The sequence below is a fragment of the Clostridium frigoris genome (assembly GCF_018861865.1).
Classification (GTDB): domain Bacteria; phylum Bacillota; class Clostridia; order Clostridiales; family Clostridiaceae; genus Clostridium_AD; species Clostridium_AD frigoris.
Genome location: NZ_JAHLDV010000002.1, coordinates 87144 through 105969 on the forward strand (window position 1 = coordinate 87144; position 18826 = coordinate 105969).

Below are 18826 nucleotides of genomic sequence, written 5' to 3' on the forward strand. Positions count from 1 at the left end.
TTATAACAAGTATAAATTATAAGTGGGAGGTAGAAATATGATAATTGAAGGTAAAGTTTTAATTGCACAAGGGGGAGGACCAACTGCTGTTATTAACCAATCTTTAGTTGGTGCGGTACTCGAAGCAAGAAAATTTGCGCAGGTGACAAAAGTCTATGGTGCTATAAATGGAGTAAACGGGATAGTTAATGAAAATTTTCATGATCTTAGCCGTGAGACAACACATAACCTAGAACAGGTAGCTATGACTCCATCATCAGCACTTTTATCTACAAGAGATAAGCCAGATGAAGAATACTGTAAGGAAATATTTAAGGTGCTTAAAGCTCATGAAATAAGATACTTCTTTTATATTGGAGGGAATGATTCATCAGATGCAGTTAGAATAGTAAATCAGCAAGCTATAATTTCAAATTATGAACTTCGAGCAATTCATATACCAAAAACTATAGACAATGATCTCATGATTAATGATCATACTCCTGGTTATGGATCTGCAGCTAAATACATTACCAATGCATTTATTGGAGCTAATCTTGACAATAGAGCGTTACCAGGAATTTATATAGGGGTAGTAATGGGACGACATGCAGGTTTTTTAACGGCCGCTGCAGCCCTTGCTAAAAAGTACGAAGATGACGGACCACATTTAATATATGTACCTGAAAGAGTTTTTAAAATAGAACAATTTCTAATTGATGTTAAAAATGTTTATGATAAATATGGAAGATGTGTAATAGCTGTTTCAGAAGGAATTCAAGATGAAAAAGGAGTACCAATAATTGCAAGTCTTATGGAGAGAGTAGAAAAAGATGCTCATGGAAATATACAACTTTCAGGAACGGGGGCATTAGGTGACCTATTAGGTAAGTACATTAAAAACCATCTAAATATTAAAAGAGTTAGATCCGATACATTTGGATATCCTCAAAGGTGTTTTATGGGATGTGTCTCAGATGTAGATAGAAACGAAGCTCGCGAAGTCGGCGAAAAAGCTGCACAGTATGCACTTTGGGATAATGTTGGTGGTTCAATTACTATTCATAGAACAGGTCATTATTCAGTAGATTATAGACTTACTCCACTGGACCTCGTGGCAGGCAAGACGAAAGTAATGCCGGATAATTTTATTAATAGTGCATGCAATAATGTAACTGAAGCATTTATAAACTATGCTAGGCCATTATTAGGATCAGAAATGCATTATGCACACAGACTTCGTGCATCTAAAGTACCAAAAATTCTAAATAAAAATGAGTAAGGTATATAGTCTATTTTATTCAAGTATTCCAGGTTTAAAGGAAGAAATGCTTTATCCAAAATATTGGATGAAATATGATAATATGGCGTGCGTTATTATGAAAAAACAGGACATCGAAATATATAATAGGAGTAATGTGATAGCAAATGGACCCATAGTGGATTTAGAAAATTACAAAGAATGTTTTAGTAGACAAGAACTAATAGATAAGATAAACATCGTTAGTATTTTACCAAAACATGAAATGTTCAATGAGGATGAGTTGTTATTAGATTCTAAATATTATAAAGAGTTAGTGGATAATTGCAACATTTGTGGAATAAAAAATATTAACAGTATTACATATGGGATTACTGTTAGAAAGACTATGATGAGAACATTTCCGACTTATGATAGGGCATTTAAAAATGGTGATAATTATGAGTTTGACAGATTTCAAGAGACTGCTGTATATCCAGTTGAAGCCCTTGTCATTATTTTTGAAAGTAAGGATTCTGAATGGTATTTAGCTCAGATGTATAATTATTTAGCCTGGATACCTAAAAAAGATATAGCCATAATTAAAAAAGAAGAACTTTTTAATTATCTTAATACAAAAGATTTTATAGTAACTATAGGGAAAAGGGTATTTACAAGTTATAATCCATTAAATAATCAATTATCTGAAGTCAAACTTGATATGGGTATTAGGATACCACTTGCTAATATTGATGAGATAAAAGCAGATGTTTATGGTCAGAATGCTACAGGTAATTACGTGGTTAAATTTCCGACAAGAAGTAATAGTGGTAAAGTGAAATTTAAATTAGCATTAATTGCAAGAAACGAAGAGATATCAGTAGGGTATTTACCATATACTAGAGAAAATATTATAGTTAATGCTTTTAAATTCTTAGGTGAAAGATACGGATGGGGAGGTATGTTTAACTCAAGAGATTGTACAAGTTTTATAATGGATATATATAGAAGTATGAATATAAAACTACCTAGAAATGCAGAGCAGCAAGGTAAACTTTGCGTAGGCAATTTCTATGAAATAAATGAAAGTATGACAGTAGGGGAGAGAAAAAAGATACTTGATAAATTAAAACCTGGGGTGGGGGTATATATGGATGGACATGGAATGATATATCTAGGCAAAGAAAATGGAAAACATTACATTATTCATAATTTCTCAGGTTTTTATAAAGAGGTCAGTGGTGGAAGTCTAAAATATTATAAAGTGCGTGAAGTAATGGTTTCACCACTATGCATTGGATTATCAGCGGATGGTAAAACCTATATTGAAGGATTATATGGAGCTAGAGACTTTGTTATCAAGGACTAGCTCTAAATAATCTACTTGCAATACAAATTAATGTCTAATTTTTTGGTCTAGAGAGTATACTTTCTTTAATTTTACTTAAGGCATAGTCAAGCGCCGAATCTAAATTATTATTATTTTTTCCACCACCTTGCGCAGAAAATTCACTTCCACCACCCTTACCATCGATAAGAGTTATTGCATCCTTTAAAAGAGAATCCATTCTTACAATTTTTAAATCTTTTGAACACATGAACAATAGGTTTGCTTTATCTTGGAATTTTACCCCAAATAAAATTATAACTTTGGGCGAGGATACTAATTTTGTTGCTAACATGGTAGCATATTTAAGGTCCGTTTTATCATAAATGAATTTAAGTATCCTAACATCATCTATTTTTTCAGCTTCTTTTAACATGTTTTGAACTTCATATGTAGCAACCGCTGCCTTTAATGCCCTCTTTTCTGTAAGAGCCTTATTAAGTTCACTAGAAAGCTGTTCTACTTCTGATATAAGTGTATCATTATTGCAGGATAAAAGTTTAGACATTTTTTCAATGGCTTCGAATTTTAAAATATAATTAGAAACTGCTCTTTGCCCACATATAAATTCAATTCTTATGCCAGTTTTATATTTCTCAAATTTTATGACTTTAATTAATTGAACTTCAATAGTGGAATTCGGATATATATCTTGGGATGGAAAAACATCAATATCAGCGATTTTCACAACCCTAACTTTTTCACCAGGCTTTACTGGAATCTTCTTTAGTGATGATTTTTTTAGTTCTGAGTTTGTAAACTGTAGAGTCTCTATTTTAATATTTTCATTAACTATATCGTTAGCCTTTTTTTCGCAATGTCTAATTTCAAGGGCGTCAATAGCTTTATCAAGATCAATAGTTGAAGAAGTTAAACCAAGGTGAAAACCAATAGTAGTTAGGTTAAATAAATCATAAATACATGAGGAAAGTATATGCTGACCTAAATGTTGCTTCATATAATCATATCGTAAATTAAAGTTGATCTTACATTTGACCTTATGAATTTTTAAAGGTCTCACTTCTAATACATGATATATTTTATTGTTTTCTTCGTATACACAGGTGACTAAAGATCCATCTATATGTCCTGTATCGCTCGGCTGCCCGGCACCTTTTGGGTAGAAATATGTTCTATTTAATTCTACGTGATATTTGGTTTCTTTTTCGATTATATCTATTATTTCGGCTGTAAATTCTTTTTTATATTGGTCTTCATAGTATAACTTTTCCAAATTATAACATCTCCTTTTGTCAACTATCTAACATGGCTATGGTAATATAAAATACAAATAAGATTCACCTTGTATTTTATATTTTTCCTCATTTTAATGTATATTGTAACATAAAAAAAATATGGTATGCAAAATAACAAATAGGTTACTTAAATATTAATGTTTATTATATGCATATAGGAATATCAATTAAGAAACACTATGTTTAAAGTTAATAAGTTGATTGTATTATTAGATTAAAGCGAATTTGGATAAAATATAAAAAAATATAATTAGTTAGGTGGTATACGATGAATTTACAATATGTACAAGGGGAACCTATATTCACAAAAACAAACAAAGTACCAAAACAGTATGACTATTTAACAGAAAATATAGAAACTGATGTGATAATAGTAGGAGGTGGAGTTACCGGAAGTATTTTAGGATATTACTTTTCAAAAGCAAATATTAAAAGTGTTATACTCGAGAAAAATAGAATAGGATATTGTAGTACAGGACTGACAACATCATTACTTCAGTATGAATTAGATGATAAGTTGAATGATTTAATGGAAGCTACAACACAAATAGATGTAATAAGGTCTTATGAATTGGGAATAAAAGCTTTAAATGAGATCGATAATATTATGAATGAATATGGGAATAGATGTGATTATAGAAAAAAAGACACATTACTATATACTTCTAAAAAATTAGAAATTAATGAGATTTATGAAGAATATAGAGTTAGAAAAGAAAATGGATTTGATGTAGAATTCATTGATGAGACTAATAATCCCTTTGGCTTTGATTTGAAAGCTGGAGTATATTCTAACAATGGTGGAGCACAATTTGATCCATATAAGTATACTCATGAGCTTATAGATATAAGCATTAAAAAAGGAGTTAGAGTTTATGAGAACACAGAGGTTACATCTGTAAATTACGAAAATAGTGAGGTTCTTATTGATACTACTTATGGTTATAAAGTAAAGGGAAAAATAGTTATAGTAGCTACTGGGTATAATACAGGATTATTTAGCAAAAGAAACTTTGGAACTAAAACTACTACTTTTAATTTGGCAACAAAACCTGTTAGCGACTTTTCAGGTTGGTACAAAAGGGCACTTGTTCGTGATAATAATTTACCCTATAATTATTATAGAACTACTGAGGATAATAGAATAATTATAGGTGGGGAAGATATAAGTTTTGTACCAGATATATTTAATGAAAAGGCTGCAAAAGAAAAATATGATTTATTAGAGCAAAGGTTAAAATTTATGTTTAAGGACATTAAAAATATAGAAGCAGAATATAAATATTGTGGTGCGTTTGCATCCACAAAAGATAATTTGGGTTTTATAGGCAAAGACCCAGATAATAATAAGTTGTGGTATTGCCTGGGGTATGGTGCGAATGGAATATTATTTTCAATGCTTGGCGGAATGATGCTTAGTGATCTATATTTAGGGAAATGCAATGAAGATTTAAGGCTATTTAAAGTTGATAGATTTGATAATTAAAAAATGCAAGCTCATATTTGTAGTGAGCTTGTGTTTTTTTGATTAAGAATTATATAAAAAGATAATTAACAATAAATACATGCAAAGTGGTGGATTTGAGTAATAAATCATACAATATACCGTATAATTTTAGAGAAATATCTTATATTTAAAGGTGTCATCTACTATTATGATAATTATTAAGTATAAGGTTTATTTTAATTAAGGGGTGTGGGTAATAGTATGAAGTTTGAAAAATCATGTGGGGTTGTAATTTATAGAGAGATTGGAAAGAATATAGAGTTTTTAAGCGTTAGCGCTATAAATGACGGACATTGGGGATTTCCAAAAGGGCATGTTGAAAAAGATGAAAGTGAGCAGTTAACAGCAATAAGAGAAGTTAATGAGGAGGTTGGACTTGAGGTTATTTTAATAAATGGGTTTAAAGTGTCCGTGGAATATTTAATAAAAAATGAGAAAATAAAAGAAGATATTATAAAACATGTTGTATTTTTCTTAGCTAAGGTTGAGAATCAGTCTATTAATATTCAACTAGATGAAATAAAAGATTATAAATGGCAAAGTTATCTAAACACATATCAAACATTAACTTATAAAACGAGCAAGGATGTTTTAAAGCGAGCGTTTGAATTTATTAATGTTTCTAAATAATTGGGTAAGGCCTAGTATTATATAAAGATACTACTATAGAGTATACAAATGAAATAAGTATACTTTATAGTGGTATTTTAAAATTTTCATAAGTTTTTATTTTTAATCATTTTAGTGTGATGCTCTTGCATATATTTAATATTATTAAAATAATTTTACCTAAGGAGGTATTAGATGGATTTTAAAAATATAATAGAAAATGATAGAGGGAATAAGGCCAAGAGTAAATTTGAGGGAACTTTTTTAGAATATTTAGATATTATTAAAGCAGATCCTGATAAGGCTAAGTTATCCCATAAGAGGATGTATGACACAATAATAAAAGGTGGATATGAAACCTTAAAACCTGAAGAAAACCCAAGAATAAGAAAAATATATGGTAATGATGTTATAAAAAGGTATGAATTTTTTAAAGATGACTTTTTTGGAATTGATAAAGTATTAATGAAACTCGTTAGTTATTTTTATTCTGCATCCATGAAGGGAGAGGAATCTAGACAAGTATTGTATTTAGCAGGACCGGTAGGAGCTGGGAAGTCATCACTTGTGGAAGCTTTGAAGAACGCTTTTGAAAACACAGAACCTGTATATGTCCTAAAGGGATGCCCTATGAATGAGGAACCACTACATTTAATACCAAAACATCTACGAGGCAAAATTGGAGAAATGCTCGATGTGAAAATTGAAGGGGATCTTTGCCCAGCATGCAAATATAAATTAATCCATGAATACAATGGAGAATATGAAAAATTTCCTGTTACAACTACATCATTTTCAATAAGATCAAGAAAAGGTATAGGTGTTGTACCTCCAGTAGATCCTAATAATCAAGATACTTCAATTTTAACAGGCTCAGTTGATATATCCAAAATGGATTTGTACTCAGAAGATGACCCAAGGGTTTTTTCTCTTAATGGAGCATTTAATGTTGGTAATAGGGGAATGGTTGAATTTATAGAAGTATTTAAAAATGATGTTGAGTATCTTCATACTATAATAACTGCAACTCAAGAAAAATCAATACCATCACCAGGAAAGGGATCTATGATTTACTTTGATGGTATAATAATTGCCCATTCTAATGAAGCGGAGTGGAATAGATTTAAGTCTGATCATACAAATGAAGCTATTTTAGATAGAATTGTAAAGGTGGAGGTTCCTTATTGCCTTGAGCTAAATGAAGAAATTAAAATTTATGAAAAGATACTTAAGAAGAGTAATTTTAAGCCACATATAGCTCCACATACAATTGAAATTGCTGCAATGTTCGCATTGCTCTCAAGGTTTAAGCCATCCAATAAGGTAGATCCTATAACTAAGCTTAAGATATATAATGGTGAAGAAATAGTAGAAAATGGAACTACACAGAAAATAGATATTAGTGAATTAAGAGAAGAAGCAGGACTCGATGAAGGTATGCATGGAATCTCTACAAGATTTATAGTAAAGGCCATTGATAATGCTATTTCGGATTCGGATTCAGATTGCATAAATCCGTTAAGTATTATGGAAAGCATAATTAAGTCTGTAAGGGAAATGGATATTGCTGAAGATGAGAAGAAGAAGTATATGGGCTTCATTCAGGATAGTATTAGAAAAGAATATAATAAGATTTTGGAGAAAGAAGTAACTAAGGCCTTTATTCATAGTTATAAGGAACAAGCCGAAAGCTTGTTTGATAATTATATAGATAATGCAGAAGCGTTTGTGAATAAGTCAAAATTAAAGGATAAAGCTACTGGCGAGGAACTTCAAGCGGATGAGTCATTTATGAGGTCAATAGAAGAACAGATTGGAATATCTGAGAGTTCATCTAAGGGTTTTAGAAGTGATGTAACTTCATATATGTTTTATGTGGTTAGAAATGGTGGAAAAATTAAATATGAGTCATATGAGCCTTTAAAGGAAGCAATAGAGAAGAAACTAACAAGTTCTGTAAAAGAATTATCAAGAATTATAACTAGGTCTAGAGTTCGGGATAAGGATCAAGATGAAAAATATAACGTAATGGTTGAGCAAATGAAGGCTAACGGTTATTGTGACCATTGTTGTGATGTAATACTAAAATACGCAGCTAATAATTTATGGAAGGATTAGAATCATGGCAATATTTAGAGACTATAATGTAACTCCCATAGAGCACGATAGAGCTTCAGAAGACAGAAGAAGGCATCGTCAGCTTGTTGAAAAATCTATTAAAGAGAATCTGGGAGATATATTGTCAGAAGAGAGTATTATTGGGCAAAGTAAGGATAAAAAAATTAAGATTCCAATAAAAGGATTGAAAGAATATGAATTTATTTTTGGTAAAAATAAGGGGGGAGTTGCAAGCGGTGACGGCACGGAAAAAAGAGATCAAGTCATAGGAAAAGAAAAAGCACAAGGGGAAGGAAACGGAGGAGCGAAAGCTGGGGATAAAGAAGGGGAAGATATCTATGAAACTGAGATAACACTTGAAGATGCACTAAATTATCTCTTAGAGGATTTAGAACTTCCTGAGATGGATAAGAAGAAATTTTCTGAAATTCTAACGGAGAATGGTCTAAAAAGAGCAGGGTATCAAAAACATGGTATTAATCCACGACTTGCTAAAAAAAGAACAGTAGCCGAGAAAATTAAAAGGCAGCAGGCGAAGAATAAAGCTTTAATAGAAGAATCTAAGGGTGATGAAATTGAAAGATTGCCCTTCAAGAATGATGATTTAAGATATCATAGAGTTAAGAAAGTTTTAAAGAGAGAATCAAACGCAGTTATTTTATGTGTGATGGATGTATCAGGATCAATGGATACTACAAAAAAATATTTAGCACGCTCATTCTTTTTTATACTATCTCAATTTATTCAATCCAAATACTCAAATGTAGAGGTTAGTTTTATTGCACATACAACGGTTGCCAAGGAGGTAAATGAAGTTGATTTTTTTCATAAAGTTGAATCAGGGGGTACGTATATTTCTAGTGGACTAAATAAAGCTTTAGAAATAATTGATAAAAGATATAATCCTGATAATTGGAATGTGTATGTTTTTTACGTAAGTGATGGAGATAATTGGGAAGAAGACAATGAGAAAGCCATAAAGGCTGCAAAAGAAATTTGTGAGGTAAGTAATTTATTTGGTTATGCAGAGCTTATGAATAGCTATTACTCTGCTTCTATGAAAGATGTTTTTTCAAAGGGTATAACTAATGAAAACTTTCTATCAGTCGAAATAAAGCAAAAACAGGACTTATGGGAAGGGCTTAAATATATGTTAAAAAAAGATGGGGTGAGGTGATATGAGCTTTGATTATACCTTAAAAGATTTAGAAGAGTGGAATGAAAAAATTGAGGGGTTAGTAAAACAAACAAAACTTAATTACTATCCTCAAGAATTCGAAATGATTGGATATAAAGATATGTTAGCTTACGAATCCTATTTTGGGATGCCTTCAAGTTATCCTCATTGGAGCTTTGGTAAATCATATGAAAAAAATAGTACAACATATAAATATAATTTAAGCGGGTTACCATATGAGATGGTTATAAATTCTGATCCTTGTTTAGCATATTTAATGAAGGAAAATACACTTTTATTACAGATATTAACTATAGCTCATGTTTATGGACATAATGATTTCTTTAAAAATAATAGGCTTTTTAAGGAAGGGACCAGAGCTGCATCTACTGTTGAAATGTTTAAGTTTCATGCAGATACGGTAAGAAGTTTTATAAATGATCCAAGTATAGGATATGAAAAGGTAGAGAGAATATTGGATGCAGCTCATGCCATAAAGTTTCAGACAAATAGGGTTATTGGGGCAAAGAGAATAACTGATGAAGTTTTAAAGCAAAGAATTTTGGAGAATTATAAAAGGGACAATAAAGTTCATAACAATTTAGATGCTTATGTAAAATTAGAATTTCCAGAGATAAATAAAATACCATTAGAACCAGAGGATGATCTTTTATATTTTATAATAAAATATGGTGATATAGAGGAATGGGAAAAAAGTTTACTAGAAATTGTACGGAAAGAAACTTCATACTTTATTCCTCAAATAGAAACAAAAATAATGAATGAAGGATGGGCTAGTTTTTGGCATTATAATTTAGTAAAGCAGCTTAAATTACCAGATGGACTTCATTTAGAATTTATTAAACGTCATAACGATGTTATTGCTCCAGGGCAAGGATCTATAAACCCATATTTTATAGGTTTTAAGATATTTGAAGATATTTTAAAAAGATATGGAATGGATAAAATATTTGAAGTTAGGGCGATAGAGAGAGATGAATCTTTTTTAAGAAAATATTTAACAAAGGAATTATGTGAAGAACTTAATTTATTTGAATATGCTGCAACTAATGGGAAGTATGTAGTTAAAGAAGTTGCTGATGATAATGGTTTTAAAAGCATTAGAAATACTCTAGCTAGTTCTTGTGGAGCAGGAAGTATACCAGTTATTAGAGTAGCGGAAATGTCTCAAAAGGACAAAACACTAATACTGGAGCATGTTTATGATGGAAGGGAATTAAATTCAGCCTATGCGGAAGCTACATTAAGGTATATATATGAGTTATGGGGTCACACTGTAACATTAAAAACAAAACGGGTAGGAAATCAGATTAGACTTATATGTGATGCTGGTAACATTATTGTGAAAATGTAATAGAACCCTCTGTAAAGCATAAGCTTTACAGAGGGTTCTACTATTTAAAATTTATTTAGCTAAATCTTCTATAGAATCAATATTCATGTACTTAGGAACAACTAGGCCTACTTTAGCTCCTTGTAGGTTTGGTCCTAAATTTTCTACTTTATCTTTGTAGTCTGATATATATTTAGCGTGTGTTGCTGGTAACCAAGCTGAAACAATAGCGTCTGCGTCTCCACTAGCTACTGCAGCCCACATTGGTCCTGCATCTACTTGTGTAAGTTTAACTTTGTATCCCATATCTTCTAGTACTAATCCAATTACGTTAGTAGAAGCAATTTCACTATCCCAAGCAACATAAGCAAGATTAATTGTTTTACCATCTACTTTTTTTGCGCCTTTTGTCCATTTGCTTACTTTATCTTTATTGTCAGTAATCCATTGTTTTGCAACTTCCTTTACATCTCCACCATCATTAATTTTAAGCATAACAGCTTCCATGTCTGTAGAAGTCCAAGCAAATTGATCTAATATTTTATAAGCATTAGGCTCTTTTTCTTTTACGCCTTTGTGTATAACTGTATCTATATGTTCAGCTCCACCGAAAACTCCCTTAGGGTCTTTTAGGTATTTTAAGTCATACTTACCAAACATCCAGTGAGGAGACCAACCAGTAACTATTATTGGTTCTTTATTTTTATAGGCATCTGCTAGTGCTTGTGTCATAGCAGCACCTGAACTAGCTTGAACAGTATATTTTAATTTATAGTCTTTAACAGCTTGCTCTGCAAGTTTCATTTCGCCAGCACCAGCATCTATGCCTGTAATTTTGTAATTCATTTTCTCACCAATAGATGTATCAGCAGTCTTTGTTTCAGTCTTATTACCACAGCCGACAAATGTTAGGGCTGCAATACTCAAGGCCACCACGCTAAGTTTTTTCCAATTGTTTTTAATCATATTTTTATTTCCCCCTTTTAATTTAGATATATTAATTAAAAATAATTCTAATAGATTTTAAACCTTTATGAATCTTTTCTTGTATTTAGTGATTGAGTAATACGATCGAGTATCATAGCCAATATAACAATAGCAAGACCTGAAGCAAATCCTTGCCCAGCTTCATTTCTTGTGACAGCTCTAAAAACTTCAACACCTAAGCCGTCAGCACCGATCATAGAAGCTATAACAACCATAGATAGTGATAACATAATTGTTTGGTTAACTCCTGCCATAATTGTATTTTTTGCAAGAGGTAATTGAACTTTAAATAATTTTTGGGTAGGTGTCGCACCGAAGGCATTTGCTGCCTCTATTAGTTCTTCTGACACTTCACGAATACCAAGATTAGTTAACCTTACAACTGGAGGCATTGCAAATATAACAGAAGCAATAATTCCAGGTACCATTCCTATTCCAAAGAAAGAAACAGCAGGTATTAAATAGACAAATGCAGGCATAGTCTGCATAAAATCTAATATAGGCGTTATTACATTTTGAGCCGTTTTATTTTTCGACATCCAAATTCCGAGAGGAATACCTATTATAATCGATATTGAACTAGCTGTTAAAATCAATGAAAGCGTAAGCATTGTGTCTTCCCAAAATCCAAGATTTTGTATTAATAATAACCCTAATAAAGCAAATATAGCTAATCCGAATTTTTTTCTAGTTATAAATATAATTAATGCTACGATAATTAAAATAAAAACTAATGGCGGGATAGCTATCAGTCCATCACTTATGCCAGTTACAAGTCCGTTTAATCCATCTTTAATTGGTTCAAAAAACCACTGAGCATTATCTCTAAGCCATTCTACAAGAATATCACACCATTTAATTATTGGTATTTGTGGTATCTGTGTCATCTGAATTCACCTCATTTCCTGCAAGAGCTGCAAGTACTGCACCTCGAACTATAATTCCTTTTAATATTTTATCTTCAACAACCGCTACTGGTACAGGAGAATTGTGAATTACCTCAAACAAATCATTTAATGATAAATCTGGACGAACCACAGGAACATCTGTAATCATAACATCATAAATATCTTTATTCCCATTTTTTACGGCTTCAGATGCAGCATCAGCAGTCACAACGCCAAGGAATTCTTTGTTTTTGTTAATAACATAAATGCTTGAAATTCCAACCTGTCTCATACGTTGAAGTGCTACTCGTGGACCATGTTTTTCTATATCGATAGTCTCTGGGCGTTTCATAACATGCTGCGCAGAAAAAACCTTAGATCTATCTACATCTTCAACGAATTTCCTAACGTATTCATCAGCAGGATTTGTCATAATTTCTTCCGGAGTACCAATCTGCACTATTATTCCATCTTTCATAATTGCAATTTTGTCTCCTATTTTAAGTGCTTCATCTAAGTCATGTGTTATAAATAGAATTGTTTTTTTCATAGATGCCTGTAGATCTATAAGTTGGTCTTGCATTTCTTTACGAATGAGTGGATCCAATGCTGAAAAAGCTTCATCCATAAGTAGAACATCTGGATTATTAGCAAGAGCTCTTGCAAGGCCCACTCTTTGCTTCATCCCTCCTGATAATTGACTAGGATATTGATCCTCATAACCTACTAGTCCTACCAATTCAAGTGATTCAAGCGCTTTTTTCTTGATTTCATCTTTGTTCATTCCTTGTATTTCTAATCCAAATCCAGCATTCTCCCATACAGTTCGATGAGGAAACAAACCAAAGCCTTGGAATACCATGCTTAATTTTTTTCTTCTGGTCTGCCTTAATTTGTTTTTATCCATTTTTGCTAAATCTTCACCATCTATTAATACACTACCGGCATTTGGTTCGATTAGTCGATTAATTAATCTTACAAGAGTAGATTTTCCACTTCCTGATAATCCCATAATTACAAAAATTTCACCAGCATGTACTTCAAAAGATGCTCTATTTACACCTACAGTCATTCCTGTTTCTTTTAAGATATCTGGTTTTATTTTTCCCTCTTCTAAGAGCTTTATTCCTTGTTTAGGGTTTTTACCAAAAATCTTAGTCAATCCCTTAACTTCAATTTTTAACATTTATCCACCTCTTTTAGTATTTAATCTAGGTCTTAATTGTAACAAAATTAATTAAGAAATTCAAATTTACGACAAGTATTGACAGTGAAGGATTTAAACCTTGCGACTATTTACTCCAGATAACCTTATTTAACTAAAGATTTATGTTGTTTATTGCTAGTATCTTATTATTGTTATTAAATCCTATGAATTATTCGAATATAAAAATTTATAATTTAGGTTGTCATATTCTATAATAACCACTTTTCATGATAATTATTATTAAGAAAAGTACAAAATGGTATTTTAAAAATTTAACCATTATATTAGATAGAAATTATATTAAAAGAAACATGAAATATTTGATTATTATAGGTGATTAGCTTATGATATATATTGAATTAATAACATTACATGTAAGTATGTATTTAAAGAAAAATATACCGAAAAAAGAGCTAATATGATGAAAATTTTATATTTTAAGGAGAATATTATGAAAAACAAAAAAATACTATTAGCTAATAGCTTATTATTATTGGCATTATTGTTATTTATCCTAGTTCCATATTGGACGATTAAAATATTTGAATTAGCAAGACCAATAAATGGCAATGTTTCTTTGCTGCTTTCAGGTAGTGCTAGTGTTATAGCACTTGGTGGAATTGCTTTATTATATTGCATTATTACTAAAAGAAAGTTTAAAAATGTAATGGTAATAAAGAAAATATCTACAAAACAAGTTTACCTAACTATATTTGTATCGTTTGGTACTTACATTTTTGCTATGGGGATTAACTCTATAAGTATGAAGTTATTTCCAGTTGCAATAAAAGATAGTACGCAAATATCAAATCTATTAAGTAGTAGTACAACGTTACTTGGATTATTAGTTGTAGTTTTGCTTCCAGCATTTTTTGAAGAAATATTTTTTAGAGGGATTTTTTTAGATGCTTATGAGGGGGTAAATAAAAAAATAAAATATTTTATAATAACAGCAGTATTTGCAGCTTTTCATGGAAATGTAATGCAAATCATTTACGTGATGTTTTTAGGAATTGTTTTATTAATGGTTAGGGAGTATACAGGATCAATCGTTGGAAGTATGACACTTCATGCAGCAAATAATGCAATATCATTTATTTTAAGTAAGGTATTAATGAATTATATGAACACCGGGCTTGAAAGTAGTGTTTCAAAATCAGCACAGCAAGCTAATGTTAGCTACGTAGCAGTGTTACTTCAAGCATCAATATTCTTTCTACTTGGGGGTGCTATACTATACAAAAATTTAAGAAAACTTAAAGAATATAAAGACGCAGATATTAGAGCTAAAGGAATAGAGCTGGGAGAAACTAATGATTCTTTAAAATACGTAGCACGAGATGAAGAATATATGGTAATATGTGGAGAAACAAATAGTGGAAAAGTTGCAGGTTTAACAAAATATATACCATTGGTTATATACTTTGTTTCTATGGCTCAGTTGGTTTTAAGAAAATATTAAGCTGATATGAAAAGGAGATAATATATGAAATATAAAGATTTACCAAAAATTGACTTGCATTGCCATTTAGATGGTAGTGTTAGACCGGAAACGATAATTGATATAGCTTTGATCGAGGGTATAAAAATTCCTTATTATGATGTTTGTAATATAACAAAAGAATTGACGGCCCCTGAGGAATGCAAGTCTCTTGATGAATATTTAAAAATGTTCGTAATTCCAAACTTAGTAATGCAGTCAAAAGAAAGTTTAAGAAGAATTACATTTGAACTTCTTGAAGACTGTGCTAAAGAAAATGTAAAATATATTGAAGTAAGATTTGCACCATTACTTCATGTAAATAATGGCTTAACTGTAAGCGAGGTAATAGAGAGCGTAATCTTTGGAATTAAAGATGCAGAAGAAAGATATGATATAAAAGGAAATGTAATACTTTGTTGCATGCGATTTATGTCAAAAGATAAAGCAGTTGAAGTTGTGGAGGCAGGAGCAAAGTATATATTTAAAGGTGTAGTTGCTATAGACTTATGTGGAGCTGAAGATGAGGGGTTTTGCAAAAAGTTCATAGAACCTATAGCACTTGCTAGAAAATATGGGTATAGAGTAACTATCCATGCAGGTGAAACAGGAATAGGTGAAAATGTAATCGAAGCAGTAGAACTTTTGGGGGCAGAAAGAATTGGCCATGGCGTATTTATTAAAGACTGTATTGAGGCTTACAATATTGTAAAAGATAAAAAAATAACTCTTGAAATGTGTATAACAAGTAATATTCAAACTAAGGCAGTTGATGTGATAAAGAGCCACCCAATTTACAATTTTTATAATGACGGAATAAAAATAACAGTAAATACTGACAATAGAACTGTGTCAAACACAAATATGACAAAGGAATGCAAAATTTTATTTGATGAATTTAACATTACTTTCGATGATTATAAACAAATATACTTTAATAGTGTAAATGCAGCTTTTGTTAATTTAGAAACAAAGAAAGTGTTAAGAAGTTATATTTAACGACATCTCAGAAGGAAAATCTCACATTTATATAAGTGGGAGTTAATTACCTTAGCAGAAGTAAAGTTTAAGTTGGAATATAAATATCCTTCTTAAGTCGTTAATGCATCTCATAAGGGGATGATTTAAGTATGAATTAAAATGGAGGATAAAAAATGTTTGGGAAACTAAAGAAAATACAGTATAATTCACCTGTTATTTTGACTTTTACGGGATTAGCACTTGTAAGCTATCTATTAAGCTATTTAACAAATGGAACGCTTAATAGAGTAATATTTTCAAATTACAGAACTTCTTTTTTGGACCCAATGCAATATATAAGATTATTTTCTTATATATTGGGTCATGCTAATTGGGACCATTTTTCAGGTAATTTTATTATAATCTTGATAATAGGACCAATGCTAGAAGAAAAGTATGGTTCAAAAGTTTTAGTGCAGTTAATACTCGTAACAGCTTTAGTTACAGGTCTAATAAATACAATCTTCTCAAATGATGCACTTTTAGGGGCGAGTGGTATTGTCTATATGTTTATTATTTTAAGTTCATTTACAAATGCGAAAAAAGGGAAAATCCCATTAACTTTAATTATTGTGTTTTTCGTATTCATTGGTAGGGAGATTTTTGTAGGAGCTTTTTCTCAGGATAATATATCTCAATTTGCACATATTATCGGTGGAATATGTGGAGCACTATTTGCGTGGTGGGTAAATACTATCTCCAACTAAAGTCGTTAATATTACAGCTGTATTAACTTTTGTTTCAGCAATATCATTAATGTTTTCTCATATGATTTCATAATTAATCATAAAAAATTGAACTTTATATTATAATTATGATAAACTAATTTATATAATCCCTGTAGTAACTTAAATATAAGTATCTATAGGGAGTATATATTTTTTTGCTGTTATAAGGGACATTCAAGTAAATAACAAGGCAGTATAGAATTTAAGAGTTATAAAGGTTATACTATAGTTAAATACAATTTAATAATAAAAAATAATAAAATAATTAACTATATGGAGGTAATTAAATGTCTTTTTTGCTTAAACCTTTGGAAAATTGTAAATTAACTTTAAATAATAGATTGGTTATGCCACCAATGGCTACGTCAAAATCAGAGCAGAATGGTATGGTAAGCAAAGATATATTAGATTATTATGATGAAAAATCAAAGGGTGGATATATCTCACTTATTATTATAGAACACAGTTTTATTACACTCGCTGGAAAGGCTAGTGAAAGACAACTTTCTATCGCAGAGGATACTACCATTGAAGGGTTAAAAGCATTATCTAGTATTATTCATAAAAACGGATCTAAAACAGTAATGCAAATTAACCATGGTGGAAGTGCAACAAGCAAAGAAATTACAGGGCTTAATCCAGTAGGTCCATCGGCTATTATAAATCCAAATTCAAGTAGTGTACCAGAGGAACTTTCAATAAATGAAATTAAAAACATTATTTTAGAATTTAAAAATGCTGCAAGGCGTGTTAAAGAAGCTGGATTTGATGGTGTAGAGATTCATTCTGCTCATGGTTATCTTCTAAATCAGTTCTTTTCCCCTTTAACTAACAAGAGAAACGACGAATATGGTGGAGATTTACTTTCTAGAATTAAAATACATTTAGATATTATTAAAGCTGTACGCGATGTTGTTGGGGAGGATTTTCCGGTTCTTCTAAGGCTTGGTGCTAGCGATAATATGGAGGGTGGTATTACAATTGAAGATAGTAAAATTGCAGCAGTAGCTTTTGAGAAGGCGGGTGTAGACATTCTTGATATTTCTGGAGGCTTTTGCAGGTTTATTATTCCAGGTAACATTAGCCAAGGTTATTTTTCACCGTTAACCAAGGCCATAAAAGAAGTTGTGTCTATTCCAGTTTTACTTGCTGGTGGAATTACAAAGGTCGCGGCGGCTGAAAGTCTTTTGTCTTCTAGAAAAGCTGACCTTATTGGCGTAGCTAGGGCTATATATAAAGATTCTAAGTGGGCAGAAAAGGCAATAAAAAGTTTCAAATAAGAATATTCAAATAAACTATTATCTAATGGTAAACTATAAATCTTCACATGTTGAAGGAAAGCACAGTTTTTTTATAAATTGTGCTTTTTATTTATTTTTGTAAACAATTTAGTATCTCGTGTATAAATAACAGTTATTTAAGCTAAAATATGGTATAATATAAGGTGAATAGAAATCGTGCATGGTTGGATAAAATAAACGAGGAACTTTTATTTATATGTTTCCTGGATGCTTAAGAAGGAAGGAAAATAAGATGATAATGCTTCAGAAAATATATAAACTTTGTGAATGCTTTGAAAAACAAGATAGAAAAACAGGTATTATGAAATTAATAAATAAGGGCTACAGTGAAAGTACCTCAATTAAATATTATAATATATGGCGAAGGCATTATATGGATTCCAATAGTAAAGATCTTATGGTTTCAGGTATTTATATAGAAACGCGCAGAGAAAGAAAACTTTTAGAAGAGTGTACATTTTTGGAACGTCAAAGGTATCTTGAAGCATTAAGTAAAGAGCAACTTATAAAAATAACACAAGCAGTGCTTAAATAATATAAAAGATTATCTATGAAGTAATAGAAAATTAAAACTATAACAGATTCTTAA

Annotated in this window: 16 protein-coding genes; 12 read left to right on the plus strand and 4 right to left on the minus strand. The window is 30.9% G+C overall.

Going from position 1 to position 18826, the window contains the following annotated elements:
• Nucleotides 1–37: 37 nt before the first annotated feature.
• Together KPL37_RS01395 and KPL37_RS01400 are read left to right on the plus strand one after the other, a co-directional pair.
• On the plus strand, nucleotides 38–1261 hold the full coding sequence (locus KPL37_RS01395) for a 6-phosphofructokinase (protein ID WP_216145454.1): 1224 nt from the start codon (nucleotides 38–40) through the stop codon (nucleotides 1259–1261).
• The gene (locus KPL37_RS01400) at nucleotides 1254–2588 is read left to right on the plus strand and encodes an SH3 domain-containing protein (protein ID WP_216145455.1); all 1335 of its coding nucleotides are present in this window, start codon (nucleotides 1254–1256) and stop codon (nucleotides 2586–2588) included. The genes KPL37_RS01395 and KPL37_RS01400 overlap by 8 nt, the downstream gene beginning before the upstream one ends.
• A gap of 34 nt (nucleotides 2589–2622) precedes the next feature.
• Here the strand turns inward: KPL37_RS01400 and KPL37_RS01405 are convergent, their stop codons facing one another.
• Nucleotides 2623–3840, minus strand: coding sequence for an alanyl-tRNA editing protein (locus tag KPL37_RS01405; protein ID WP_216145456.1), 1218 nt, complete (start codon nucleotides 3838–3840; stop codon nucleotides 2623–2625).
• Between the two features lie 290 nt (nucleotides 3841–4130).
• On the opposite strand from KPL37_RS01405, the gene KPL37_RS01410 reads away from it, so the two are divergent.
• The 5 genes from KPL37_RS01410 to KPL37_RS01430 all read left to right on the plus strand — a co-directional run bounded on the left by KPL37_RS01410 (nucleotide 4131) and on the right by KPL37_RS01430 (nucleotide 10648).
• A complete protein-coding gene (locus tag KPL37_RS01410; RefSeq protein WP_216145457.1) occupies nucleotides 4131–5348 on the plus strand; it encodes an NAD(P)/FAD-dependent oxidoreductase in 1218 nt (405 codons plus the stop codon).
• 222 nt (nucleotides 5349–5570) lie between these two features.
• Complete coding sequence (locus KPL37_RS01415; protein ID WP_216145458.1) at nucleotides 5571–5999, plus strand: bis(5'-nucleosyl)-tetraphosphatase; 429 nt, start codon at nucleotides 5571–5573, stop codon at nucleotides 5997–5999.
• Nucleotides 6000–6173: 174 nt separating this feature from the next.
• Nucleotides 6174–8096: a PrkA family serine protein kinase gene (locus tag KPL37_RS01420; protein WP_216145459.1), complete on the plus strand. Its 1923-nt coding sequence runs from the start codon at nucleotides 6174–6176 to the stop codon at nucleotides 8094–8096.
• Nucleotides 8097–8100: 4 nt separating this feature from the next.
• Entirely contained in the window at nucleotides 8101–9273 is a 1173-nt protein-coding gene (gene yhbH, locus KPL37_RS01425) for a sporulation protein YhbH (protein ID WP_216145460.1), read from the plus strand.
• Nucleotide 9274: 1 nt separating this feature from the next.
• Complete coding sequence (locus KPL37_RS01430; RefSeq protein WP_216145461.1) at nucleotides 9275–10648, plus strand: SpoVR family protein; 1374 nt, start codon at nucleotides 9275–9277, stop codon at nucleotides 10646–10648.
• Between the two features lie 51 nt (nucleotides 10649–10699).
• Here the strand turns inward: KPL37_RS01430 and KPL37_RS01435 are convergent, their stop codons facing one another.
• The 3 genes from KPL37_RS01435 to KPL37_RS01445 form a co-directional block, all read right to left on the minus strand.
• A complete protein-coding gene (locus KPL37_RS01435) occupies nucleotides 10700–11593 on the minus strand; it encodes a glycine betaine ABC transporter substrate-binding protein (RefSeq protein WP_216145462.1) in 894 nt (297 codons plus the stop codon).
• A 65-nt stretch (nucleotides 11594–11658) separates the two neighbouring features.
• Nucleotides 11659–12501 carry an ABC transporter permease gene (locus KPL37_RS01440; protein WP_216145463.1) on the minus strand — a complete coding sequence of 281 codons (843 nt, stop codon included), beginning with the start codon at nucleotides 12499–12501 and terminating at the stop codon, nucleotides 11659–11661.
• Nucleotides 12470–13687 (minus strand): quaternary amine ABC transporter ATP-binding protein, encoded by a 1218-nt coding sequence (locus KPL37_RS01445; protein ID WP_216145464.1) that lies wholly within the window; start codon nucleotides 13685–13687, stop codon nucleotides 12470–12472. Before KPL37_RS01445 ends, KPL37_RS01440 begins: the two co-directional genes overlap by 32 nt.
• 472 nt (nucleotides 13688–14159) lie before the next feature.
• Here KPL37_RS01445 and KPL37_RS01450 point away from each other — a divergent pair, with 472 nt between their 5' ends.
• The 5 genes from KPL37_RS01450 (at nucleotide 14160) to KPL37_RS01470 (ending at nucleotide 18772) form a co-directional block, all read left to right on the plus strand.
• The gene (locus KPL37_RS01450; protein WP_216145465.1) at nucleotides 14160–15170 is read left to right on the plus strand and encodes a CPBP family intramembrane glutamic endopeptidase; all 1011 of its coding nucleotides are present in this window, start codon (nucleotides 14160–14162) and stop codon (nucleotides 15168–15170) included.
• A gap of 24 nt (nucleotides 15171–15194) precedes the next feature.
• Nucleotides 15195–16187 carry an adenosine deaminase gene (gene add / locus KPL37_RS01455; RefSeq protein ID WP_216145466.1) on the plus strand — a complete coding sequence of 331 codons (993 nt, stop codon included), beginning with the start codon at nucleotides 15195–15197 and terminating at the stop codon, nucleotides 16185–16187.
• Nucleotides 16188–16342: 155 nt separating this feature from the next.
• Complete coding sequence (locus KPL37_RS01460; RefSeq protein WP_216145467.1) at nucleotides 16343–16915, plus strand: rhomboid family intramembrane serine protease; 573 nt, start codon at nucleotides 16343–16345, stop codon at nucleotides 16913–16915.
• A 308-nt stretch (nucleotides 16916–17223) separates the two neighbouring features.
• Nucleotides 17224–18216 carry an NADH:flavin oxidoreductase gene (locus KPL37_RS01465; protein ID WP_216145468.1) on the plus strand — a complete coding sequence of 331 codons (993 nt, stop codon included), beginning with the start codon at nucleotides 17224–17226 and terminating at the stop codon, nucleotides 18214–18216.
• Between the two features lie 253 nt (nucleotides 18217–18469).
• On the plus strand, nucleotides 18470–18772 hold the full coding sequence (locus KPL37_RS01470) for a hypothetical protein (protein ID WP_071612078.1): 303 nt from the start codon (nucleotides 18470–18472) through the stop codon (nucleotides 18770–18772).
• Nucleotides 18773–18826 lie beyond the last annotated feature (54 nt).